The 22491-nt window shown below is 55.2% G+C and carries 21 protein-coding genes and 1 tRNA gene; 11 read left to right on the plus strand and 11 right to left on the minus strand.

Going from position 1 to position 22491, the window contains the following annotated elements:
- Positions 1-254 precede the first annotated feature (254 nt).
- Both OJ965_RS09255 and OJ965_RS09260 read right to left on the minus strand, forming a co-directional pair.
- Positions 255-746 carry an Hcp family type VI secretion system effector gene (locus OJ965_RS09255; protein WP_154927657.1) on the minus strand — a complete coding sequence of 164 codons (492 nt, stop codon included), beginning with the start codon at positions 744-746 and terminating at the stop codon, positions 255-257.
- A gap of 242 nt (positions 747-988) precedes the next feature.
- Positions 989-1510 carry a DUF2778 domain-containing protein gene (locus OJ965_RS09260; protein ID WP_265138939.1) on the minus strand — a complete coding sequence of 174 codons (522 nt, stop codon included), beginning with the start codon at positions 1508-1510 and terminating at the stop codon, positions 989-991.
- A gap of 528 nt (positions 1511-2038) precedes the next feature.
- On the opposite strand from OJ965_RS09260, the gene dacD reads away from it, so the two are divergent.
- The 3 genes from dacD (at position 2039) to tmaR (ending at position 5010) form a co-directional block, all read left to right on the plus strand.
- Positions 2039-3202 carry a serine-type D-Ala-D-Ala carboxypeptidase DacD gene (dacD, locus tag OJ965_RS09265; protein WP_009089351.1) on the plus strand — a complete coding sequence of 388 codons (1164 nt, stop codon included), beginning with the start codon at positions 2039-2041 and terminating at the stop codon, positions 3200-3202.
- 262 nt (positions 3203-3464) lie between these two features.
- Positions 3465-4523, plus strand: coding sequence for an FUSC family protein (locus OJ965_RS09270; protein ID WP_058956660.1), 1059 nt, complete (start codon positions 3465-3467; stop codon positions 4521-4523).
- 160 nt (positions 4524-4683) lie between these two features.
- Positions 4684-5010: a PTS system regulator TmaR gene (gene tmaR, locus OJ965_RS09275; protein WP_004571340.1), complete on the plus strand. Its 327-nt coding sequence runs from the start codon at positions 4684-4686 to the stop codon at positions 5008-5010.
- Between the two features lie 96 nt (positions 5011-5106).
- On the opposite strand, the gene OJ965_RS09280 is transcribed toward tmaR, so the two are convergent.
- The 3 genes from OJ965_RS09280 to OJ965_RS09290 all read right to left on the minus strand — a co-directional run bounded on the left by OJ965_RS09280 (position 5107) and on the right by OJ965_RS09290 (position 8142).
- The gene (locus tag OJ965_RS09280; RefSeq protein ID WP_265138954.1) at positions 5107-6168 is read right to left on the minus strand and encodes a LacI family DNA-binding transcriptional regulator; all 1062 of its coding nucleotides are present in this window, start codon (positions 6166-6168) and stop codon (positions 5107-5109) included.
- A 132-nt stretch (positions 6169-6300) separates the two neighbouring features.
- On the minus strand, positions 6301-7215 hold the full coding sequence (locus OJ965_RS09285; RefSeq protein WP_265138956.1) for a ketopantoate reductase family protein: 915 nt from the start codon (positions 7213-7215) through the stop codon (positions 6301-6303).
- 153 nt (positions 7216-7368) lie between these two features.
- On the minus strand, positions 7369-8142 hold the full coding sequence (locus OJ965_RS09290) for a phosphate/phosphite/phosphonate ABC transporter substrate-binding protein (protein WP_154927662.1): 774 nt from the start codon (positions 8140-8142) through the stop codon (positions 7369-7371).
- Positions 8143-8361: 219 nt separating this feature from the next.
- On the opposite strand from OJ965_RS09290, the gene OJ965_RS09295 reads away from it, so the two are divergent.
- From OJ965_RS09295 to OJ965_RS09310, 4 genes are all read left to right on the plus strand, one after another.
- Entirely contained in the window at positions 8362-9384 is a 1023-nt protein-coding gene (locus tag OJ965_RS09295; RefSeq protein ID WP_046102167.1) for an LLM class flavin-dependent oxidoreductase, read from the plus strand.
- 414 nt (positions 9385-9798) lie between these two features.
- Positions 9799-12030 carry a catalase/peroxidase HPI gene (gene katG / locus OJ965_RS09300; RefSeq protein ID WP_009089362.1) on the plus strand — a complete coding sequence of 744 codons (2232 nt, stop codon included), beginning with the start codon at positions 9799-9801 and terminating at the stop codon, positions 12028-12030.
- Between the two features lie 310 nt (positions 12031-12340).
- Positions 12341-12598 (plus strand): AbrB/MazE/SpoVT family DNA-binding domain-containing protein, encoded by a 258-nt coding sequence (locus OJ965_RS09305; protein WP_046102165.1) that lies wholly within the window; start codon positions 12341-12343, stop codon positions 12596-12598.
- Positions 12599-12931 (plus strand): type II toxin-antitoxin system PemK/MazF family toxin, encoded by a 333-nt coding sequence (locus OJ965_RS09310; RefSeq protein ID WP_265138960.1) that lies wholly within the window; start codon positions 12599-12601, stop codon positions 12929-12931. It abuts the gene before it with no gap.
- Positions 12932-12997: 66 nt separating this feature from the next.
- Here the strand turns inward: OJ965_RS09310 and OJ965_RS09315 are convergent.
- Positions 12998-13073, minus strand: a tRNA-Asn gene (locus OJ965_RS09315).
- 332 nt (positions 13074-13405) lie between these two features.
- Here OJ965_RS09315 and OJ965_RS09320 point away from each other — a divergent pair.
- Positions 13406-14527, plus strand: coding sequence for a Gfo/Idh/MocA family protein (locus OJ965_RS09320; RefSeq protein ID WP_140028954.1), 1122 nt, complete (start codon positions 13406-13408; stop codon positions 14525-14527).
- Between the two features lie 68 nt (positions 14528-14595).
- On the opposite strand, the gene OJ965_RS09325 is transcribed toward OJ965_RS09320, so the two are convergent.
- The 3 genes from OJ965_RS09325 to OJ965_RS09335 all read right to left on the minus strand — a co-directional run bounded on the left by OJ965_RS09325 (position 14596) and on the right by OJ965_RS09335 (position 17533).
- Positions 14596-15426 carry a glycosyltransferase family 8 protein gene (locus OJ965_RS09325; protein ID WP_265138961.1) on the minus strand — a complete coding sequence of 277 codons (831 nt, stop codon included), beginning with the start codon at positions 15424-15426 and terminating at the stop codon, positions 14596-14598.
- 8 nt (positions 15427-15434) lie between these two features.
- On the minus strand, positions 15435-16817 hold the full coding sequence (locus tag OJ965_RS09330) for a D-arabinono-1,4-lactone oxidase (RefSeq protein WP_140925557.1): 1383 nt from the start codon (positions 16815-16817) through the stop codon (positions 15435-15437).
- 83 nt (positions 16818-16900) lie between these two features.
- Entirely contained in the window at positions 16901-17533 is a 633-nt protein-coding gene (locus OJ965_RS09335; protein ID WP_046102260.1) for a TetR/AcrR family transcriptional regulator, read from the minus strand.
- Positions 17534-17672: 139 nt separating this feature from the next.
- Between OJ965_RS09335 and OJ965_RS09340 the strand changes: the two genes are divergently transcribed.
- Positions 17673-18212, plus strand: coding sequence for a DUF2058 domain-containing protein (locus OJ965_RS09340; RefSeq protein WP_046102161.1), 540 nt, complete (start codon positions 17673-17675; stop codon positions 18210-18212).
- 16 nt (positions 18213-18228) lie between these two features.
- Here the strand turns inward: OJ965_RS09340 and OJ965_RS09345 are convergent, their stop codons facing one another.
- A complete protein-coding gene (locus OJ965_RS09345; RefSeq protein ID WP_265138963.1) occupies positions 18229-18927 on the minus strand; it encodes an RluA family pseudouridine synthase in 699 nt (232 codons plus the stop codon).
- A gap of 224 nt (positions 18928-19151) precedes the next feature.
- Here OJ965_RS09345 and OJ965_RS09350 point away from each other — a divergent pair, with 224 nt between their 5' ends.
- Positions 19152-19412 carry a hypothetical protein gene (locus OJ965_RS09350; protein ID WP_009089378.1) on the plus strand — a complete coding sequence of 87 codons (261 nt, stop codon included), beginning with the start codon at positions 19152-19154 and terminating at the stop codon, positions 19410-19412.
- Between the two features lie 210 nt (positions 19413-19622).
- On the opposite strand, the gene OJ965_RS09355 is transcribed toward OJ965_RS09350, so the two are convergent.
- Positions 19623-21545, minus strand: coding sequence for a methyl-accepting chemotaxis protein (locus tag OJ965_RS09355; RefSeq protein WP_009089379.1), 1923 nt, complete (start codon positions 21543-21545; stop codon positions 19623-19625).
- Positions 21546-22164: 619 nt separating this feature from the next.
- Here OJ965_RS09355 and OJ965_RS09360 point away from each other — a divergent pair.
- Positions 22165-22437 carry a hypothetical protein gene (locus OJ965_RS09360; RefSeq protein WP_265138965.1) on the plus strand — a complete coding sequence of 91 codons (273 nt, stop codon included), beginning with the start codon at positions 22165-22167 and terminating at the stop codon, positions 22435-22437.
- The last annotated feature ends 54 nt before the right edge of the window (positions 22438-22491 follow it).

Here is a 22491-nt window from a genome sequence, read left to right on the forward strand (position 1 = left end):
TAAGTTCAGTTGATATCCTGCACTTACTCTTCAGTATGCCTGCAATCGGATTAGAGCACTTGTAATACTGCGTGTATTTTGGTCGCAGATGCAGGGAGGCTGGTAGTGAAAAGGAGGATGGCGCGGTAATCGGTGATAGTTGGATGTGCGGTAGCGTGGTTAATAATACCCGTACTCATAAACCCTTTCCGATGCTATTGGCTTTACTTTTTATCTGCCAACATCAACCCGGCTTTCACCGGGTTTTTTATTAATTACGCCGTATGTCTTTCATTCCATGCATCTGCATATTGAATATTACCATCTACGATCTTCCACGTTATTTTTTCATACTGAATGCTCACGCTTTCAGTATGATTCATCTTGTTATTACCTTCAAGTTTAACATTAGGGACGCTACAATTAACGCCAGTGATTCTAACGTTTTCCATCAAGACGCTGTAATAACAAACTTCCTGGCCAGCATCGTTAATATTATAAAATTTTATCTCAGCACTTTTAAGTGTCTGGCCTGTGGCCGCAGCTTTATAGAGATAGGGCGTAGAGCTATCAACCTCTTTTTCTATCATCATGGGTGAATGCTGCCGCGTACCCGTTATTTTACCGTTTGCGCTGTCTACAGGCAGATTTATACCGTGGCTGAGCCCGATAATTTCGATACTACCATTACGATCTTGCACGTCAACGGAACCTTTAATATCTGCGCCGCCGTCGTCCTTAAGCCACATATAGGGAGGAATTGGCATTCTAAGTGCTCCTTAATCTTCTGATTAACGTCATTGTTACGATATAAAAAAGAGTGCTGATAGTCAGCATTATAAATAAGTCTATATATGAATAGGCATCATATATAGAGTCAGCATTTTCATTATCGTTGATAATTAATGCTAATTTCCTGGCCATTTCATAGTCAATGTAACATTCTGGCGAAGGCAAACCATGGCCAGTGCAATAAAACAGCACTACAAAATAAGCTAATCTGACAAAACTACGGGCAAGTTTTTTTATAGCCACCGGCCACCACCTCCACCCAGCCGCGTGCCATAAGTGACCGTTTACAGGGAACAGAAATAAGAGAAGTATTCATCAGAGCATTTCTGATCATTGCAAAATCTGAATTGTGTGCAATGGTAATGCAGCCCTTAGACACGGTTCCTCGATGGAGCCGGAAATTTCCCCGCTCAACCCCCTCTATCCATGTATAATCATCTATCCCCCAGTCATCGCGCCAGAGAGCAAACCAATCAGTTCTGCCGAACTCTCGACGACCCACCAGCTTATTCAGTCCATCATGGATTTTTGCTTTTTTTTGAGAGAACCAGTTACCTTCTCTGCGATCAACAATCCAGTATTTACCGGGAGGCGTGGGGCCAATGTCTGGAATAGCTGCGCAATTCGCATTGTTTCGATAGACGCTCAGCCCGGAGTGCGCCATAAAAACCCCAACGCCGTACAGATTAAATGGCGCGTAATCAGCGCCATTGAGAATCATTTTTCCATGTAGTGCCATGCTCAATCCCTTAGCAAAAAGTGAGAGTTAATTACTCACCGGATAAATTTCTGGGTGCCACCTGCTATAGCAAAGTAATTAACCTTAATAAAAATAAGGTCTTCAGGTTATATTGTAAACAGAAAAGTGATCTGATACGGGCTGTCAATACCTTTAAAATAACTGCACTTATGTTCTGCGCAATTAGGGGGGATAAGAGGTAAGCATAAGATTTGAAGTGAGACACTTCCGTATTTCTGTCCGCTCTCTGCGCCTCTGCACGCAGCAGGGTTAGTGAAGATGGTTGTCTGTTACACGCCTTGATGATTCAGCGTGACCGAACCACTTTAGCGGTTGCGGGCCTGTCTCTATGGTAAACCCTATTGTCACGCGTCAGAAGTTAAGGGCTGTCCCGAATAACGCAGAGGCACGCCGGTTCATACTTTTTTTCAATTTATTCAAACCTTCACAACGCTTTTGCCGTAAAACGTGCGGCTGTTTCCGTTTCGTTTTAGAAATTTTCTCTCCCGTGTAATTAAGGATGAAGTGTTGAAAAGGCGTCTGCTGTTCACCGTTACCGCTACTGTTTTTTGGGCCTCGCTGGCACAGGCCGATGCGATCCCGTTTCCTGTGACGCCGCCGGCAATTGATGCCGCTTCCTGGGTGCTGATGGATGCCATGACCGGGCAGGTTCTGACTGCCGGTAATCCCGATGAGCGCCGCAATCCCGCCAGCCTGACCAAACTGATGACCGGCTATGTGGTCGACCGCGCCATTGACCAGAAGAAAATCAGCCGTGACGACATGGTTACGGTGGGAAAAGATGCGTGGGCGGCCGGAAATCCGGTGTTCAAAGGCTCCTCGCTGATGTTCCTGAAGCCTGGCGATAAGCTGAGCGTCCGCGATTTAAGCCGCGGAGTCATCATTGATTCCGGGAATGACGCCTGCGTGGCCCTGGCCGACTATGTCGCAGGCAGCGAAGCAAATTTCGTCGGCATGATGAACCACTACGTTGAGAAACTCGGCCTGCAGAATACCCATTTTGAAACGGTTCACGGTCTGGATGCGCCGGGTCAGTACTCCAGCGCACTGGATATGGCGAAACTCTCCCGCGCGATTATTGACGGTGAGCCTGACTTCTACGCGATGTACAGTGAGAAGACCCTGACCTGGAATGGCATCACCCAGAACAACCGTAATGGTCTGCTGTGGGACAATAACCTGCATGTCGACGGGCTGAAAACCGGCCACACCGAAACGGCCGGGTTTAACATCATCGCCTCCAACGTGGTGGGTAAGCATCGCCTGATTGCTGTCGTGATGGGCGGGAAAAGCGCGAAAGGGCGTGAAGAGCAGGCGCGTAAACTGCTGGTCTGGGGCCAGAACACCTTCGATACCGTTCAGCTGTTCCACGCCGGTAAGAAGATTGGCAGCGAAAACGTCTGGTACGGCAATCCGCATCAGGTCGAGGTCGGCACTGCAGAGGATATCTATCTGTCGCTGCCGCGCAGTGAAGTGCAGAACGTGAAAGCGAAATATGTTATCGACCGCAAAGATCTGGAGGCGCCGCTGAAAGCCAATGAGGTGATCGGTGAAATTCAGGTGATGGATAAAGATCAGGAGATCGCCCACTATCCGCTGGTGGCGCTGAGTGCGGTTGAACCCGCCGGTGTCATTACCCGCCTGACCGACTATCTCAAACAGAAGTTCTGATCGGTCAATGGGCCACCACTGAAACGGGCAGCCTCTGAGCTGCCCGTTTTTACAGGGATGTCAGCTTCCCGTCTGATCCGGCGCCGGTTAAGGTTAACGAGCCGTAATAAATTGTTTTTAATTTACGGGCGGCAATGTGAGCCGGATGTTGATATTTGTAAGATAACGTCAAAATGGTCTGGAAATAGCGGGCGCAGGCTAAGCCTGAACCCCGTTCGGGGTTAAGATAGCGACAACATAATCCCGCAACCGGAAAGTCACTTTGCGTTCTGATAAACCCATCTCAAAACTGGAATTCTGGTTTTACCGTCACTATCGCGCCGTTCATGGCGTGCGCATTGCCATCGCCTTTTTGCTCTGCTTTATCTTTGTCCGGGCCACTCATATCCCTGAAGGCACCTGGCCCCTGATCACGCTGGTGGTGGTGATGGGGCCCATCTCTACGTGGGGAAACGTCTTCCCACGCGCCCTGCAGCGCATCAGCGGCACCGTAGCCGGCTCGATTTCCGGTCTGATTGCGCTAAAGCTGGAGCTGATCTCCATGCCGATGATGCTGGCCTGGTGCGGCATGATCATGTTCATCAGTGGCTTCCTGACGCTGGGCAAGCACCCCTATATGGCGTTGCTGATTGGGATTACGCTCAGCGTCGTCGTCGGGGCACCGACCGGTGACTTCACGATGGCGCTGTGGCGCGGCGGGGATGTGATTCTGGGGTCGCTGATGGCGCTGCTGTTCACCGCTATCTGGGCGCAGCGCGCCTATACCCACTGGCGCATCCAGCTCTCTGACACGCTGGCGGAGATGGCAAAAATTTACCACGCCGGTTTCTCACCCAATCTGGTCGAAAAGCCGCGCCTTAACAAGCCGCTGGGCAAATTGCTGAGCAGCGTCATCAAAATGCGGTCGCTGCTGGAGCCGTCCAGCAAAGAGACGCGCATCCCGAAGTCGGTGCTTGAAGCCATTCAGACCATTAACCGTAATATGGTTTACACCATTGAGATGCAGATTAATGCCTGGTGGGCGTCGCGAGAAAGCCACCTGATTATGCTCAACGCACCCGCCTTACGCCGCACCCAGCAGATGACCGAGAACACCCTGCGGGCGCTGTCCGTCATGGCAATCGAGGGGGAAACGGAAGAGGTGGTCGCCAACAGTCATGAACTCACCGAAATCAGTGATGAACTGCGGCGTCTGATTGCGGAGGCGGGCAGCGACGCGCTGGAGGAGACGCCGATCTACGGCTACGTCTGGCTGACGCTGGAACTGGCGAAACAGCTGGAGCGGATGACCGATCTGATGCGGATGGCGCTGCGCAAATAATCACCTCAGACAATGACTTAATGTGAAACAGGGTTTCTTTGCGCTAAGATAAGAGCCAGTCTGAATTTAGCTGTGAAAATTGCTTACCTGGCGGGCTAGCCGCTAAGCTGATCGTTTTGACTCTCTCCCTGCGTCAGCAGGCTTAAAGAAAGGTGCCATCATGGAAAATGCCAAGCAGTCATTTCAGGACGTACTGGAGTTCGTGCGTATGTTCCGCCGCAAAAACAAACTGCAGCGTGAAATTGTCGACAACGAGAAGAAAATTCGTGACAACCAGAAGCGCGTTCTGCTGCTCGACAACCTGAGCGAATACATCAAGCCGGGCATGAGCGTTGAGGCTATTCAGGAGATCATTGCCAGCATGCGCGTGGATTATGAAGATCGCGTGGATGAGTACATCATCAAAAACGCCGACCTCTCAAAAGAGCGTCGCGAGCTGTCGAAAAAGATCAAAGCCATGGGCGTGGGTGAACATCCGAAAGCCTGATAGCCGATAACGGAGCGCAGCGGCTCCGGTTACTGAAGATGACCCGCATCCACCCCGGTGGCGCGGGTTTTTTTATGGCGGCTGGCAGAGCTGGTGCTACTGGCCCGCCAGCCGACGGGCGATCGCCTGGAGCTGTTGGGACAGCGCAGCTAAATCGAGCGGGTTATCGGCTGGCGGGGCGGTGGTTTCCCGGATAACCAGCGTGGTTTCCAGCGCAGCGTCAGAAACCTCTTCGCCGCGCAGACGGGCCAGCATCCGCTCAACGCTCTGCGCGCCCAGATAATGCAAATCCTGGCGCACCGTAGTCAGCGGCGGCTGATACCAGGCACTTTCCGCGGTGTCATCATAACCAATCACCGAGATCTCGCCCGGAATCGCCACGCCATACTGATGCAACGCCCGCATGGCACCCAGCGCCATCTGATCGTTCGCCACCAGCAGTGCCTGGGGCAGGGCGTCCGGCAGCTGCGACATCAGCGCCTGATAGCCCGACTGCGCGCTCCAGTCGCCGCGCAGAGAGCAGTGCGGGGTGAGCTGATGGTCTGCCAGCGCCTGAAGCCAGGCCGCTTCACGCTGACGCGCCGAGACCGACCGCTGCGGCCCGTTGAGCAGGCCAATCCGGCGATGACCCAGCGCCACCAGATGTTCAACCGCGGCACGCGCGCCGGAGGCGTTCGGATACTGACACTGCGCCACCGCGGCACGCGGTTCGACATCCAGAAACAGCACCGGCTTACTGCCACACAACAGCTGAATCTGCTGCGCCTCATCCGCCGCCAGTGGCAGGTTGATCAGCAGTCCGTCGACCCGCTGCGCCAGCAGTTCATTCACGGTAGCGGCCGCATCATGACCGCTCTCCATCGCAATCACCAGATGATACCCCGCGGCGGCGGCCCGTTGCTGGATCGCCGAGGCGATCTGAGCCGGTGCCATCAGCGCCAGGTCGCTGGTAGCCAGACCCAGCGTGCGCGTCGCCTTGCCTGCCAGCTGCTGTGCCACGCGATTAGGCACATAATTGAGCTGCTGCATCGCCGCCTCAACCCTTTCCCGCGTGCGGGCTGACACCTGTTCAGAACGGTTTAAAACACGTGAAACGGTTTGGTATGAGACGCCGGCCAGTTGCGCGACATCATCAAGGGTCACGGAGCGGGAAGTCATTGCACTCTCCAAAAGATGAAGCGCCGAGTGTAACAAAATTTCCTGCCACACTGCTGCTGCTCATTACACATTCACTCTTTTGCCAGCCGGGACCCATGCGGCCCCGGTCAGAACGGATTATCGCTATCCGGCTTAGCGCTGCTGCAGATAGACCTGCAGATTCACATCGACCGCGTTAAGCAGCGGAGTCATCAGACCTTTTCGTTTTGCCCGTAGCAGCAGGTCACCGATCACCTGATCGGCTTCGATATCAAATCCCTGAGTCAGGTCACGATACATCGAGGAGGTCATCGGGGTCTCCGGGTTATTCAGCAGTTCAAAAATGCGGGCGGTGACGGCCGGACGCGGCTGATACCCTTCGGCGGAAATCACCGCCAGAATCTCGCTGAAGATCCCCTGCAGCAGCGCTTCGCCCCCGCGGGTGGTCAGTATCTGCTGCGTATCGCCACGCGCCAGGCAGCAGACCGCCCCGAGCGTACTCAGCAGCAGCCACTTCTCCCACAGCTCATCCATAATGTTATCGCTGAAGCGGTTATCGACCTGACTGGTGCGCAGGGCGGCGTCAACCCGCTGCAGGCGCGCATCGTTATTGCCATCCAGCGCACCGTAGTAAAGCTGATGCAGCGGTGTCATCTGGATCACTTCACCGCTCTCACCCAGCGTGGCGTTGATTTTGCACAGGCCGCCTATCACCTTATTGTCACCGAAACGCTGCTGCAGTGTCGCGATGTGTCGCATCCCGTTGAGAATCGGCATGATCAGCGTGTCAGGGCCGACCGCAGGCGCGATATCCTTCATGAGCTGTTCAAGCGCAAAACTCTTTACGGTAATTATGATCAGGTCATAGTGGCCGCTCAGCGAGCCGGCCTGAATCAGCTGCGGCTCCAGCTTTTCCGTTCCCTGCGGCGTCTTTAACACCAGTCCATTCATCTGCAGCTGCTGAAAACGGCGTTCGCGCACCAGAAACGTGACGTCCTGACCCGCCTGAGCCAGTCGGGCACCAAAATATCCGCCGGTCGCGCCGGCTCCTGCCATCAGAATGCGCATCTGCATCTCCCGTTGCTGAAAACCTCTACCTTAAAGCGGTGTGAGCGGGCTTACCAGTGCTGACGTCAGCAGAAAAGGATCGATGCGGGTCGTCACCGACGGGCAGAGCAGGGCTTCCGCTGACGGAGCGGCGGGCCGGAAGGGCGTAACACGTTAAAGCCGGGGGAGGCCCTGCGCAGCCGCGTCGTGCTCCCAGTCCAGCACAATCTGATAATCGTCCCGCTCTGCAGGGCTGAATCCGCCGATCAGATTGTCGTCGCAGACGTCACGCCAGGCCGTCTCCTGCACCAGCTGGTACAGCGCCAGCCGGAGATGTGCCAGCCGGATGGAGGAGGTTGACGCTGCCGTGATCAGCGGCAGTCCGGGTGCCAGGGGTGTTTCACCGATAATATGCAGGCCCTCCAGTGCTTCCGGTTCATAACGCGCCAGCAGCGCCCAGCTGACGCAGTCGATCGCAGCAATATCGGCCTGGCCTTGCTGCAACGCAGCCAGCGACCGGCGATGCCCGCCGCTCAGGATGAGCTGAGAAAAGGTGACGCCCTGACGCGCCGCGACAAACCGCAGTGCGTTATAGCCGGAGTGAGAGTCCAGGCTGTTCGCCACCGCCCGCCGGCCAGTGAAATCGGCCAGCGTCGCCTGGTTATCCCGCGCCACCAGCCAGCTGCGATAGTCGCGACCGCTGCAGCCGGGCGCCCGATAGTGAAAGGTGCCGACAGGCTGGACCGCGGTAAGCCGGGTGACCAGTGGATAGCCACAGGTCTGACTCAGCAGCACATGCGCATCCTGCCAGTGTGCCTGCAGGTCGTCAGGCCAGACCGGCTGCGCTTCTATGCCACGCCGCGCCAGCAGCGTCTTAATGGCCTGCATCAGCGCCCGGGTGGCGGGCGGGTGAATCGCATACATGGGCAGCGCGAGCCGGTTAGTCATCAGGTTTCTCCCGGTCAGGATAGGGTAGTCCCCCCGCGCGAAGATCGGGCTGCATCAGGGGATAAATAAGCAAAGCAGATAATCAGCCTGGCTATGTCGAAATTCCTGAATATAGCGCTGAAAGATATTGACTATCAGTTGTGGCGCGGAGGGCGTAACCTTTGCCTATCAGAAATTGCCTTACATCCACGGGCGTTTATCCCGTCAGGAGAATAACAGATGAAAAATATCGGCTTCTTATCTTTTGGTCACTGGACCCCCTCTTCACAGTCTGCCACCCGCACGGCGCAGGATGTGTTACTGCAGTCGATCGACTTAGCGGTTGCCGCGGAAGAGCTGGGTGCCGATGGCGCTTACTTCCGTGTCCACCACTTTGCCCGTCAGCTCAGCTCACCGTTTCCGCTGCTGGCGGCGGTCGCGGCACGCACCAGCCGGATTGAGATCGGCACTGGCGTAATCGACATGCGTTACGAAAACCCGCTCTATATGGTGGAAGATGCCAGTGCAGCCGATCTGATCTCCAACGGTCGTCTGCAGCTCGGTCTGAGCCGCGGCTCACCGGAGCAGGTCATTGATGGCTGGCGCTACTTTGGTTTTGAACCTAAACCAGGGGAAAGCGATGCCGATATGGGCCGTCGTCACACCGAGGAGTTTCTGGAGGTGCTGCGCGGGGAAGGCTTTGCTAAGCCGAACCCTCAGCCGATGTTCCCGAACCCGCCAGGTCTGCTGCGCCCGGAGCCGCTGTCTGAAGGGTTGCGCGACCGTATCTGGTGGGGCTCCGGCTCCAACGCAACGGCGGAGTGGGCGGCGAAAATGGGTATGAACCTGCAGAGTTCGACGCTGAAAGATGATGAAACGGGCGAGCCGTTCCACATTCAGCAGGCGAAGCAGATCCGCGCCTACCGTGAAGCCTGGAAAGCGGCGGGGCATCAGCATACCCCTCGTGTCTCTGTCAGCCGCAGCATCTTTGCGCTGGTCAACGACATGGACCGCGCTTACTTTGGCCGCAGTGGCAACGACCGTGACTCTGTCGGTTTTCTCGATGAGAAAACCCGCGCCATCTTTGGCCGCAGCTATGCCGCTGAGCCAGAGGTATTGATTAAGCAACTGGCGCAGGATGAGGCGATTGCTGAAGCCGATACGCTGCTGCTTACCGTGCCAAATCAGCTGGGTGTGGCTTATAACGCCCATGTGATTGAAGCGATTCTGAAGTACGTAGCCCCGGAGCTGGGCTGGCGTTAATGACCGGCAGCGCTCTCCTGCGGAGGGCGCTGCGGTTTTATTCCTGATCCGATCCCCTCGTCAGCCCCACCTCTTTTCTCTTCCGCTCTGCCTGTTCTTTTTTCTCTGTATTCGCGACGCCTTTTCCAGGCTGTTCTGGCAACAGATCACGCACGCTTTATGCACCGGATTGCGTTACCGATCAGCAACTCTTTCATCAGCCGGTTGTTAAACGCGGTTTGTCAGAATAGTCTGATGAAGAACGGTGTCGTTTCGCTGAAGGTGACGCGGATAACAGCCGTTTGCCATCGTTGGGAGCTGTTAAACAAGGACTTATTCAAAGGGATAAGCTATCAATCATATAGGATAAGACAGGTGTGCCTGCCTGAAAATCCTCTATAGAGTAGCGATGAAAATACAAAAAGAGGTGTGACCATGAGCAATTCCATTGATGAAGATGCAAAAGATGCAAAGCCAATCGTCGAAGCCGACCGTGAAGCTGATCGCGAAGCACCAGCGGGCAAATGCCCCTTTCATGCAGGGAAGTCAGCGCAGCCAAATCAGGCGCCGGGCGGCGGAACAACGAACCGTGACTGGTGGCCTAATCAGCTGCGCGTTGACCTGCTGAATCAGCACTCATCCCGTTCAAACCCCCTTGATGAATCCTTCGATTACCGCAAAGAATTTGCAAAATTAGACTACTCAGCGCTGAAAGCGGACATCAAAGGGTTGCTCACGGAGTCACAGGCCTGGTGGCCCGCTGACTGGGGCAGCTATATCGGTCTCTTTATTCGTATGGCCTGGCACAGCGCCGGAACCTATCGCTCCGTGGACGGACGTGGTGGTTCAGGTCGTGGTCAGCAACGTTTCGCTCCGTTAAACTCCTGGCCGGACAACGTCAGCCTGGATAAAGCCCGTCGCCTGCTGTGGCCGGTAAAACAGAAGTATGGTCAGAAGATCTCCTGGGCCGACCTCTACATCCTGGCGGGTAACGTCGCGCTGGAAAATTCCGGCTTCCGCACCTTTGGCTTTGGTGCCGGACGTGAAGATGTCTGGGAACCGGATATGGATGTGAACTGGGGCGAAGAAGCGACCTGGCTGGAACACCGTCATCCGGAATCGCTGGCGCAGTCACCGCTTGGCGCGACCGAGATGGGTCTGATCTACGTGAACCCGGAAGGCCCGGAACACAGTGGCGATCCCGCCTCTGCCGCCCCGGCCATTCGTGCCACCTTTGGCAACATGGGCATGAACGACGAAGAGATCGTGGCACTGATTGCGGGTGGCCATACGCTGGGTAAAACCCACGGTGCCGCTCCGGCCAGCCATGTCGGTGTCGATCCGGAAACCGCTCCGATTGAAGCGCAGGGTCTGGGCTGGGTTAACAGCCACGGCAGCGGCGTAGGTGCCGATGCGATTACCTCTGGCCTGGAAGTGATCTGGTCGCAGACGCCTACCCAGTGGAGTAACTATTTCTTCGAGAACCTGTTCAAATATGAGTGGGTGCAGACGCGCAGCCCGGCAGGCGCTATCCAGTTTGAAGCGGTCAATGCGCCGGACATTATCCCGGACGCCTTTGACACGGCGAAAAAACACAAGCCGACCATGCTGGTGACTGACCTGACGCTGCGTTTTGATCCGGAATTTGAAAAAATTTCGCGTCGCTTCCTCAACGACCCGCAGGCGTTCAACGAAGCGTTTGCCCGTGCATGGTTTAAGCTGACGCACCGTGATATGGGGCCGAAAGCGCGCTACATCGGACCTGAAGTACCACAGGAAGATCTGATCTGGCAGGATCCGCTGCCTGCACCGGTTTATCATCCGACCGTCGCGGATATTGCGCAGCTGAAAGAGAAGATTGCCGCATCCGGTCTCAGCGTCAGCGAGCTGGTTTCCGTTGCCTGGGCCTCGGCGTCAACCTTCCGCGGTGGCGACAAACGGGGTGGTGCCAACGGTGCCCGACTGGCACTGCTGCCGCAGCGCGAGTGGGACGTTAACGCCGTTGCGGCGCGCGTGCTGCCGACGCTGGAAGCGGTTCAGCGTGAAGTGAACAAGGCTTCGCTGGCGGATGTGATTGTGCTGGCCGGTGTTGTCGGGGTTGAGCAGGCGGCGAAAGCGGCAGGCGTGACCGTTGATGTGCCCTTTACGCCAGGACGTGTCGATGCGCGTCAGGATCAGACCGACATTGAGTCGTTCAACCTGCTTAAACCGCGTGCCGATGGTTTCCGTAACTACGGCACCGGCTTCGGCAAAACCACCACCGAAAACCTGCTGATCGACAAGGCGCAGCAGCTGACCCTGACCGTGCCGGAGTTAACGGTATTGGTGGGCGGGATGCGTGCTCTGGGCGCTAATTTCGATGGCAGCCAGCACGGCATCTTCACGGACAAGGTGGGTTCGCTGAACACGGACTTCTTTGTCAATCTGCTGGATATGCGCACCGAGTGGAAGGCTGCCGATGCGAGCAACGAGTCCTTTATCGGACGCGATCGCGTCAGCGGTGAAACCCGCTACACCGCGACCCGCGCCGATCTGGTGTTCGGCTCCAACGCGGTGTTACGCGCCTCGGCGGAAGTTTACGCCAGCAGCGACGCCCGTGAAAAATTCGTCAAAGACTTTGTGGCCGCCTGGACCAAAGTGATGAATCTGGATCGCTTTGAACTCTGATTGCTGTAAAAGCTGAAACGTAATTGCACCCCAAAGGTCGGAGACCCGACTGAGTAGGGTGCAGTTTTTTTTGCCGCGCTTCTTCTGATTACGGCTCCTGTTATCTCTGTATGGAATCCTCGCCGCAAAATTTTTATCGGATTTGGCGTAATCCTTTGCCTCCCTCGACACATTTTTTACTCTCATCCTGACGAAGACAGGCAATCCCCGCGCAGGTCCGCTTCAGGAGAATAGCACAATGGAACTGATTAATAATTGCTCACCATTGCCCGCCGGTGTTATATTAAAATATAACATCAGGAGGAGATTTATGTTTATCACGCGTCTTAAAAAGGTAGGCGGATCGGTCATGCTGGCGGTTCCTCCCGCCGTTCTGAAAACGCTGTCGTTGTCGGCAAACAGTGAAGTCGGAATGACCATCGATAATGGTTATCTGATCGTCAAACCCCGGACCCGACCGCGCTATTCACTTGAGGAACTGCTTGCGCAATGCGATCCACATGCGGAAATCAGTAAAGAAGATCGCGACTGGATTGATGCACCTGCAGCAGGTAAGGAGAACCTGTAAATGGAGAGAGGAGAAATCTGGCTGGTGACCCTCGATCCTACAGCAGGTCATGAACAAAGCGGGAGGCGTCCGGTACTTATCGTTTCTCCGGCTTCCTTTAACGCATTTACCCGATTACCGATTGTGGTGCCGGTGACCCGCGGCGGGAATTTTGCCCGTGCAGCAGGCTTTGCTGTTTCACTGGATGGAGCAGGGTGCAGAACAAAGGGTGTCGTTCGCTGCGATCAGCCGAGAACGCTCGATATGGAAGCCCGCGAAGGCAGGCGGCTTGAGAGACTTCCTGACGCTATCGTGAACGAAGTGCTGGCACGGCTGGAAGCCATTCTGAACTGAACCGCCGATATGACTGAAAGCAAATAAAAAACCCGCTCAGGTTTCCCTGAGCGGGTTTCTCGAATCTGGCTCCTCTGACTGGACTCGAACCAGTGACATACGGATTAACAGTCCGCCGTTCTACCGACTGAACTACAGAGGAATCGTTTGAACGGGGCGCATAGTAACGGCCCCGCTGAGCCATGTCAAAGCTCTTTTTCATAAATCTGCGCGACTGCTGAAATAGTCGCCACTGCGGCGTTTAATACACCAGAAGAAGTCCGTCAGACGCTGAACGGGGTGTCACAGCCCGTGCGGCAGACTGAGGTGTTTATGAGGTGTTTTACCGTTCCGCCTCCCTTGCCAGGCGGCACGAGGCGTGGTTTGCCCGGATAGTTTTTTACTGCCGTCACAAAGTTTTCATTACGCCTTTGTCAGCAGATAAAACGAAACGTAGATTTCATTTCAACCCTGAAATGAATATCCGGAGCTGAAATGAAACAAGTCCGAATCGGCATGATCGGCAGTGGTTATATCGGCCGCTGCCATGCGATTGCTTATGCTCAGGCCCCGACCGTGTTTGCGCTGAAAGGTGAGATCGTGCGGGAGATGCTGGCCGAGGTAAATCCAGAGCTGGCGGCCCGTCAGGCAGCCACCTTTGGCTTTGCGCGTTCCACGGGAGACTGGCGCGAGCTGGTCAGCGATCCCGCCATTGATGTGGTGGATATCTGCGCGCCCAATTTTCTGCACAAAGAGATGGCGCTGGCGGCGATACGCCACGGCAAGCATGTCTACTCAGAAAAACCGCTGTCCTTAAGCGTGGCGGATGCGCAGGAGATGGTAAGCGCTGCGCAGGCGGCAGGGGTGAAAACGCTGGTCGGCTTTAACTACATGAAGAACCCGACCAGCCAGCTGGCGAAAGAGATCATTGCCCGCGGAGAAATTGGCGAGGTGGTCCATTTTTACGGCACGCATAACGAGGATTATCTTGCCAGACCGGAGACACCGCTCGACTGGCACTGTCAGAAAGCGCTGGCAGGGCTGGGTGCGCTGGGCGATCTGGCGGCGCATATCGTCAACATGGCGCACTATCTGGTCGGTGATATTGCGGAAGTCAGCGGTGACATGATGACGGTCATCACCGCACGACCCGACCCGAAAGCGCCCGGACGTCAGTTACCGGTGGAAAACGAAGATCAGGCCAGTGCGCTGCTGCGCTTCTGCAATGGCGCGCACGGCGTCATTGAAACCTCGCGTATCGCCTGCGGCGCGAAAATGGGCCTGACCTATGTCGTGACCGGAACCAAAGGCACGCTGCGTTACACCCAGGAGCGCATGGCTGAACTTGAGCTTTATCTGCATGACGAGCCCGCCGGGCGACAGGGATTTAAAACGATTCTGACGGGACCCGCCCATCCTGACTATGCGAACTTCTGTGTTTCAGCCGGACATGGCATCGGCTTTAACGACCAGAAAACGGTAGAGGTCCGCGATCTGATTAACGGTATCGCGGCGGACGACCGCATGTGGCCCGATTTTGCCGAGGGGTTGCAGGTGCAGAAGGTGCTGGAAGCGATAGCGCACTCTGCTGAGCAGCGGCGCTGGGTGGAAGTGTAACGGCAGATCAGGAAGGGTGTCAGATAAGAAGGGGGCAGGGCGGGAAGAGAGCTTCCCGCCCTTTAAAATCAGATCAGGCCGCTTTTCTCCCACCACAGCTTATCCAGCGCATAGAAGCGATCGCGCTGGCTCTCAGGCTGGTTAAGATCGCGCTTCCACGGCTTGGCCAGTATGTAATGCAGGTTTTTCACCTCATCGTCCTGCCAGAGCCCGCGGTGCTGGAAGGGCAGCGTTTTCAGCGCATTGTAGATATAAGAGAGCGGCTTCCAGCGGTCGGCAAAGATTTCATTCAACAGATCCTGCTCCGAGAAAGGGTAGGCGCTCAGGTCATCAATGGCGGCAATACGTTTTTCCATCGCCTCAAACACCGCATTATCGGGCTTCAGCACCAGAAAACCGCCGTTAAGGTAGAGATCCACACTCTGTGGTGCTGTCTCACCGCGGGCCTGCCAGGTGTAGTGGCACTGCTCCGGCTGCCATTCCGGCGGATAGGAGGCGATCTGGTTGGGATTGCAGCGGCAGGCGTGGCAGGCCGCCAGCAGATTATCACCCAGATCCAGGGTAAACAGCTCATCCATGTTCTGCAGCACGAGCATGTCCGCATCCAGAAAAACGACGCGCTCATAGTCCGTCAGTTGCCAGGTGCGCAGCTTGGTCCAGACCTCGCCGAACTGCGCCGAGGCGTAGTGCTGATCCAGATCTTCACGCGGATAGAGTGGCTCAACCGGCTCAATCACGCAGCCTGCATCCTGCAGACGCTGACAGTCCGCCTCAGAAATGGCGGGAGTCGTCATCACCACCAGTGGCCACTGGCTGTGGCTCTGTTGCAGCGAACGGTGCAGCGCTTGTACGCCCACCAGATAATCGGGTTGTGTTAACAGCGTTACCCAGGCAAACATGGCTTTCCTCAGTCAAAAAGTGGCGTGATGTAGTCGTTACCCAGTCGTCCCTGTGGATCGAGCTGGCTGCGCAGGGCGCGGAAGGCGTCCCATTGCGGATAGATCTCACGCCAGTTGTAGCGTTCTTCATCGTAATATTTGCCCCAGTGCGGGCGTCCTCCCTCTTCGGCCAGCAGTTTCTCCACTTCCGTCAGGAAGTGCAGTCCCTCCTGCGACAGCGAACCATCGTCGGCGTAATAGACGACAAAGCCGAAAAAGCAGGTGGGCTGATCGGCGGCCGGGCTGAGCCAGGCCGAGGAGGCGCCGGTGCAGCGCAGGATAATCGGGTAGTGCATATGCGGCCGGTTCTCTGCGTACCACTGCTTTATCCGGCGGATAATGGCTGGCGTTTTTGCCAGCGGGACGCCGATCTCCACGTTGATCTGGGGTACTGCGATGCCCCGGCAGAAGAGCTGATAAATGTCACCGGTAACATCCGTGAAGTCGCGAAAACGGGTCACGGTGCGAAACTGCTTGCCGCCTTTACCCTGAATCTGGGTATCGCGGTGCATGTGCGCCAGGGTCTGATCGATCGTCTCGTTCAGACTGTCATCCGCTTCGCCCTCATGCTCGACCACTTTGCGCCCCTGCTGCTCATAGCGCTGGCGCTCCTCCTCACTGGCTTCATGGGCGTTCCAGACATGCATCAGATTGTCGTCAACGAACCACCAGGCTTTGCTGAGAGGGTAGTCATTGTTCCAGCGCAGCAGATCCTCTTCCAGCGTATCGGCAGAGACCGCGTTCTTATGGCAGGTGAAGATGCGGTATGGCCCGGTACGCAGCGTCACGGCGGTGACAATACCCAGGGCCCCCAGAGAGACCTGAGCTGCCGGGAAATCCGCGTCGCCCCGGACAAACTCGCGCACGCTGCCGTCGGCCAGCACCATGCGGATGGCCAGTGCTTCATCGGCAATCGAACTCTGCTGCAATCCCTGGCCGTGCGTGCCGGTGGCCATCGCCCCTGCCAGGGTCTGAATGGCAATCACCCCTGGCGACGACGCCAGCATGCGGTTCATGCGGGTCAGGGTGCGATAAACCTGTTCCAGCGGGGTGGCACCCCCGAAGGTCACGCTATCCTCATCGCTGGCGAGCTGACCGCTGAGCGCGCTGAGGTCGAGCAGTAAATCATCTTCACTGACGTGCAGCATCCGTCCGGGGGAGAGCTTGCTGCCGATGACCCGAATCTGGCCGCGTGACTCCCGGATAAGCGTCTGTAATTCCGCTTCGCTGGCAGGGCGCTGAACCTGATGACGGCTGCCGATTTTAGCGTTCTGCGCCCAGTTCCAGAGCGCATCATCATCGGGTTCAACATGAGTCTGGCGAAGCGGATAGAGGCGTGCGTCTCTGCTCACAACAGCGTTCCTTTTATGGCAATTTAATGACGAATGTTTACTAAGCGTAGACCATGAGTAAGCGGAGCCAGAGCGGTGAGCAATTATTTGCGGATATAGCGCAGTGTGGCGGTGACAGCGAGCTGACGATTGCGCCGGATACTCTCTTCTTCGCTGTTATCCGGACTGAAGAGGGCATTGAAGGTGTAGCGGTTTGAGACGTGATGAACACAGATACTGCTGATCAGACGATGAACGTCGATGGTCTGCACATCGGCGATAAACACGCCCTCCTGCTGACCGCGGGCCAGGATGTCATCCAGCAGATCCAGCGCGCTGCGGTTAAGCGCTTTAATCTGCGGTGACTGCGTGATGTAGCGACCGCGCAGCAGGTTCTCACTGCAGACCAGCCGCATAAAGTCGGGATGGGCAACGTGGTAATCGAAGCTCGCTTCCACCAGGCGGGTCATGGCCAGCTCCGGCGTCAGTGCGGCCAGGTTCAGGTCGGTTTCATGCGCGCGTATCTGCTGATAGACCTGCTCCAGCACTTCGATGTAGAGCTGCTCCTTGCTGCCGAAGTGATAGACCACCATACGTTTGGTGGTCTGAGCGTGTTCGGCGATTTGCTCCAGTCTGGCACCCTGCATACCAAACTCTGCGAAGGTTTTCAGTGCGCCTGCGATGATGCGTTTTTTCAGCCCTTCCGGGTCATTTTTGCGTTTAGTAATTTCGGACATGGTGCTCAATAAGGTGATTCTGACCGGGGAATGGTAGCACAGTGTTGAGGCGTAGCCCGCAATCGCGGCGTCAGCCTGGCACAGCCCGAAAGATTACAGGTATAATCCCGGACAATATTTAACAGATTCAGAGACGACAATGACAAAACTCACCTTACAAGAGCAGATGCTGAAAGCAGGCCTGGTATCCAGCAAAAAAATGGATAAGGTTCAGCGCACAGCGAAGAAATCCCGGGTTCAGGCGCGTGAAGCCAGAGCGGCGGTCGAAGACAACAAAAAAGCGCAGCTTGAGCGCGATAAGCAACTTAACGAGCAGCAGAAACTGGCCGTCCTGTCTAAAGAGTACAAAGCACAGGTCAAACAGCTGATCGAAATGAACAAAATCGAGGTGGCAAAAGGCGACATCAGCTTTAACTTTACCGACAACAACCTGATTAAAAAAATCGTGGTGGATAAGCTGACGCAGACCCAGCTGATTAACGGCCGTCTCGCGATTGCCCGCCTGACTGCTGACAAAAATGGTGAGAGCCAGTACGCCATCATCCCGGCCAGCGTGGCGGATAAAATTGCCCAGCGTGATGCCAGTGCTATCGTCCTGAACAGCGCACTGAGCGAAGACGTGCAGGACGAAGATGATCCCTATGCCGATTTCAAAGTGCCGGACGACTTAATGTGGTAACCGCGGACTGAGGCAGTCAGAAGGGGCTGGCGGCTGAGAAGTGTAGAGGCTCACCGCTGACCGGATGTGTAAACGCTAATCCACTGGCGTGCAGCATCAGCCTCTCCGCCTGCTCAGCGCCCGGCAGCACCTGCCCGCCATAGAGATCACAGCCCAGAATCGGGTGCCCCAGCTGCTGACAGTGAATGCGCAGCTGATGGGTACGCCCCGTTTCCGGCGTCAGCTCAACCCGTGTAGCCGCCACCTCCATTCCTTCTCGTCCCTGCCAGTGGCCGCGCGCGATAACCCGGAAGCGCGATCGCGCAGGCTTGCCCTTAAGCGGGCAGATTGTCATGCGGGGAAACTGCGCCGGATCTTTCGCGATGGCGGCATCAATCACACCTTCATCCTCAGCCAGATGGCCGCACAGCAGCGCCTGATACGTTTTGCTCACGCTGCGCTGGCTGAACTGCTGACTGAGCGCCGCGTTGATCGCTTTATTCAGCGCGACGACCATCAGTCCCGAAGTGCCAAAATCGAGCCGGTGCACCAGCGTACAGCCCGGAAACAGTCTGACCAGCCGGTGATGCACTGAATCGAGGTTTTGCGGATTCTTACCGGAAAGGCTGAGCAGCCCGCTGGGTTTATTCACCACCAGCAGATGATCATCCTGAAACAGAAAGGTGATCTCGTCATGGCAGGGCGGAGCAATAAACGTATCGATAATGGCAGACATAGTGAAACCGGACGATGAAGGGCAGAGGATCATAACCGATTGCGTGTTGAGTGACGACTCCCGGCCTGTCAGGTCAGAGACAAACTGAAGGGATGCCAAAAAAACATTTAGTATTTTGTTCAGCAACTTGCGCGATTTTTAGTGATAAATTCGGGCAGTTCTCCCTTTTACGACTACAGTCTCTGGTGAGGTTGTTTTCAATTCGTACCAATGGAGGATTTTCTGTGTTAATTCAAAACGACGAGAAAGGCCACGTAATTATTGGCGAAGCGGCACTGAGCCTTGCCCTGGGTGAGAAAGAAATCAGTATCGCATCACTCTTTACTCAACTGGGATACATGGCGAAATCCGAGAGCAACCCCGACCGGCTGACGCAAATCTCCGAGGCCAGAAGCTGGCTGAGCAGTTTTACGTCTCCGGCGATTGCCCAGCAACAGGTGCCGTATCTGCAGACACTTACAGGCCTGAACGACGAACTGAACTAGCTGTAACTGAACTGACACCAGTGGACGTAGTCCGGCTCCGGCCGGAAAACGACGAAGCGAATAACCTCACAGGTTGCGCGAAAGCGTATACCGGCCGGAGAAACTGTCATGGACGACACTACTCTCGCCAGACCCTTTTGATCTCCCCTCAGCCTGAACGATCATCGCGCAGCCAGCCCTGTTGATCAGGACTGGCCAGACGATACCCTGTTAAAAACTTTCCCAGCTGCTCTCTGCAGAAGCCTTAAGCGGCACGGCCGGAACAAGGCGAGGCGCTGAAGCTGGCGCGGGGCGGCTGACGGCGTGCTGAGCACCAGAGAGGCGGAAGACCGCCACCGTTTTTTCCAGCTCCTCTGCCTGTGCTTCCAGTGAACTCGCTGCGGCCGAGGACTCCTCAACCAGTGCGGCGTTCTGCTGGGTCGTCGTGTCCATCTCTGCCATCGCCACGGCGATCTGGGAGATCCCCCGGTTCTGCTCGTCCGAGGCCGCAGCGATTTCGCCCATGATATCTTTCACCTGACTGACGGAGCGGACGATATCATCCATGGTGGACCCCGCGCGTTCGACAAATCCGGACCCTTCACTGACCCGGTCCAGTGACTCACGGATCAGCGTCTCAATCTCTTTGGCCGCCAGCGCGCTGCGCTGTGCCAGATTCCTCACTTCACCCGCGACCACCGCAAACCCGCGTCCCTGTTCACCGGCACGTGCGGCTTCGACCGCAGCGTTGAGCGCCAGGATATTGGTCTGGAAGGAGATGCTGTTGATGACGTGAATGATTTCACCAATTTTGCCCGAACTCTGGCTGATGTTGTTCATTGTCACCGTCACATCACGGATGATCTCGCCACCGCGACCGGCATTCACTGACGCCTCTGTCGCCAGCTGACTCGCATGATGCGCATTTTCCGCATTCTGTTTAACTGTCGACGACAGCTCTTCCATACTGGCTGCGGTCTGGACCACGGCCGCAGACTGCTGTTCTGTACGGGAGGATAGATCGGTATTGCCTGCTGCGATTTCCGCTGAGGCACGTGCCACGCTGCTGACGCCGTCACGCACGTTGGTGATGATGTTCTGCAGGCTGCTGTTCATGGCATCGACCGCCAGCATCAGCTGACCGAATTCATCGCCACGTGTTGTGGTCAGCGAGGTGGTTAAATCTCCCCCGGCAATACGCTGCGCGGCGCTCAGCGTCTCTTTCAGAGGCTGGGTAATGCTGCGGGTGATCCGCCAGGCGATCAGCAGACTCAGTACCACACAAATCAGTGCGGCAAAGGCAATGCGCCACTCTGCCTGTTTAATAAATTCCGCAGAGAGCTGTGACTGGAAAGCGAATGTATCGGAAACCGCCGCATTAAGACGCTCAGCGCTGGTGGTCAGACCCGCCGACTCACTTTTCTCTTTCTCTGCAGCATCGACATAGCGCATTAACGCCTCGCGCTGCTGCGCAAGGGTGCTGAGAACCGTGCGGGACACCTCGTTAATTGCAGGCTGTGCAAAGCTGTCCAGCTGCTCACTCAGCGTGGTGATCGCCGTGAACTCCTCAACAACCGACGCTCTGCTGGCCTCAGACGGTTTTTCCAGGAACGCCTGTTCAATGTTTGCGGCATCAAACAGCGCGGCGGCCAGACGCATGACCGGTAATCCGGCATCAGGGGTCAGTGCCAGATCCAGCGACTCCGACTGATGCGCAAGGGCAATCAGGGCGTCCGGTTTAATGGCATCAAAGGCGTGGGATGTGGTCTGTGCGGCGGTGACAAATTTCTGTCGCTGCTTCTGATAATCGTTAAGCAACTGCCCCATCAGCGCGACTTTCTGCTGACCGAGTTCGTCCCACTGAAAGCCACTGAGGCGTTGATACAGCGTATCCAACTCCTTCAGCGCCTGTACGTTACGGGCGGCAAATTCAGGATCTTTAGTGTACTGGTAGAGCGTGCGGTTAAGGCGCGCATTACTTAAGGTGTTTACCATCTGAACGGTGATGGTGCGTCGTGCCGAGTTATCTTTGATACGACTGAAGCAATCGAAAGCGAGCCAGGTAATAGCCAGAGAGGCGGCGATGACGATGATAAAACCGGCACCCAGTTTTTTCCCAATTTTAATACCGGAGATGTGTTGAGCAAGGCCCATAAGTTTCACCTTTAATGAGGTTTCTGAAGCGGGAGAGAGGCGATTAAATAATCTCTGTCATCTTCTTCTTATCGTCAGGGTGGGGTGAAGCTTTAACATTATTTATGATTCTATATATAGCTAACTAATCGAACAGATATGATTATTTCAATAACTATATGAGGCCTAACTTTCAGTGAGTAATCCGCTATAAATGGCTGTTTTTACTGTGCCGGAGGCGATTATGATAATAATTATTGATCTTAATCAAATTTATAAACTTATCTGGCCAGATTAACGAACGCCAATGTTGACCTGAAAACAGACAGCAAACAGTTGTTCAGGTTAATGATGTTGAAATGCTGAAATGTCTATAAAAATAATATATTTAGCGTATTGGTGCTGAAAGTGATTTTATGTGCCTGCGGTCCCGGCTGTCTCTGATGATAAAGACGAAGAAGAAAGAGTTGCTTGTTAAATCAGACAGCATTCTTACACTCGCCATAACGTTGTACAGGCTTAATCATAATGTTATCGGATGATAAGTGACGTTACATGTAAAAGTGCTATGTAATAAATGTTATCCATTCTGGACAGGATCTTATAGAGTACAAGCTGAATTCTGACGAGGAGCAAGGCCATGCCTGATTACTGTATCTACACCCTGGGGAAAAAGAGCGTGGCTCTGAGAAAATCAGAGGTAAAACGAGCCTGTGATCTTTTAGCTCAGGGTTATTGCAAAGAGTTTGAGGAAGTACATGCAGCCAGTGAAAGCCAGGCCACTGAACGCTTTGCTATTATCAGAAAGAATAACAACATTGATCGACATAACTTTCTGGCAGGTGCTGGTGCGATGCCGCTTATTGGTATCTTAACAGCAGTCGTAACCTTTATTTTCTGGCGTAATAAATAGCCCACTCTCGATAGTCATGCGAGTTGATTCAGTTACCTGCAACCTGATTTAACC

Source organism: Pantoea anthophila (assembly GCF_026104315.1).
Classification (GTDB): domain Bacteria; phylum Pseudomonadota; class Gammaproteobacteria; order Enterobacterales; family Enterobacteriaceae; genus Pantoea; species Pantoea anthophila.

Excerpts from the sequence above, each read along its gene's own strand:
- OJ965_RS09345 (WP_265138963.1), bottom strand. The coding sequence starts at position 18,927 with ATGTCTGCCATTATCGATACGTTTATTGCTCCGCCCTGCCATGACGAG.
- tmaR (WP_004571340.1), top strand. The coding sequence starts at position 4,684 with ATGGAAAATGCCAAGCAGTCATTTCAGGACGTACTGGAGTTCGTGCGT.
- OJ965_RS09290 (WP_154927662.1), bottom strand. The coding sequence starts at position 8,142 with ATGACTAACCGGCTCGCGCTGCCCATGTATGCGATTCACCCGCCCGCC.
- OJ965_RS09320 (WP_140028954.1), top strand. The coding sequence starts at position 13,406 with ATGAAACAAGTCCGAATCGGCATGATCGGCAGTGGTTATATCGGCCGC.
- OJ965_RS09325 (WP_265138961.1), bottom strand. The coding sequence starts at position 15,426 with ATGTTTGCCTGGGTAACGCTGTTAACACAACCCGATTATCTGGTGGGC.
- OJ965_RS09285 (WP_265138956.1), bottom strand. The coding sequence starts at position 7,215 with ATGCGCATTCTGATGGCAGGAGCCGGCGCGACCGGCGGATATTTTGGT.
- katG (WP_009089362.1), top strand. The coding sequence starts at position 9,799 with ATGAGCAATTCCATTGATGAAGATGCAAAAGATGCAAAGCCAATCGTC.
- OJ965_RS09255 (WP_154927657.1), bottom strand. The coding sequence starts at position 746 with ATGCCAATTCCTCCCTATATGTGGCTTAAGGACGACGGCGGCGCAGAT.
- OJ965_RS09360 (WP_265138965.1), top strand. The coding sequence starts at position 22,165 with ATGCCTGATTACTGTATCTACACCCTGGGGAAAAAGAGCGTGGCTCTG.
- OJ965_RS09295 (WP_046102167.1), top strand. The coding sequence starts at position 8,362 with ATGAAAAATATCGGCTTCTTATCTTTTGGTCACTGGACCCCCTCTTCA.
- OJ965_RS09340 (WP_046102161.1), top strand. The coding sequence starts at position 17,673 with ATGACAAAACTCACCTTACAAGAGCAGATGCTGAAAGCAGGCCTGGTA.
- OJ965_RS09335 (WP_046102260.1), bottom strand. The coding sequence starts at position 17,533 with ATGTCCGAAATTACTAAACGCAAAAATGACCCGGAAGGGCTGAAAAAA.
- OJ965_RS09355 (WP_009089379.1), bottom strand. The coding sequence starts at position 21,545 with ATGGGCCTTGCTCAACACATCTCCGGTATTAAAATTGGGAAAAAACTG.
- OJ965_RS09310 (WP_265138960.1), top strand. The coding sequence starts at position 12,599 with ATGGAGAGAGGAGAAATCTGGCTGGTGACCCTCGATCCTACAGCAGGT.
- OJ965_RS09280 (WP_265138954.1), bottom strand. The coding sequence starts at position 6,168 with ATGACTTCCCGCTCCGTGACCCTTGATGATGTCGCGCAACTGGCCGGC.
- OJ965_RS09260 (WP_265138939.1), bottom strand. The coding sequence starts at position 1,510 with ATGGCACTACATGGAAAAATGATTCTCAATGGCGCTGATTACGCGCCA.
- OJ965_RS09305 (WP_046102165.1), top strand. The coding sequence starts at position 12,341 with ATGTTTATCACGCGTCTTAAAAAGGTAGGCGGATCGGTCATGCTGGCG.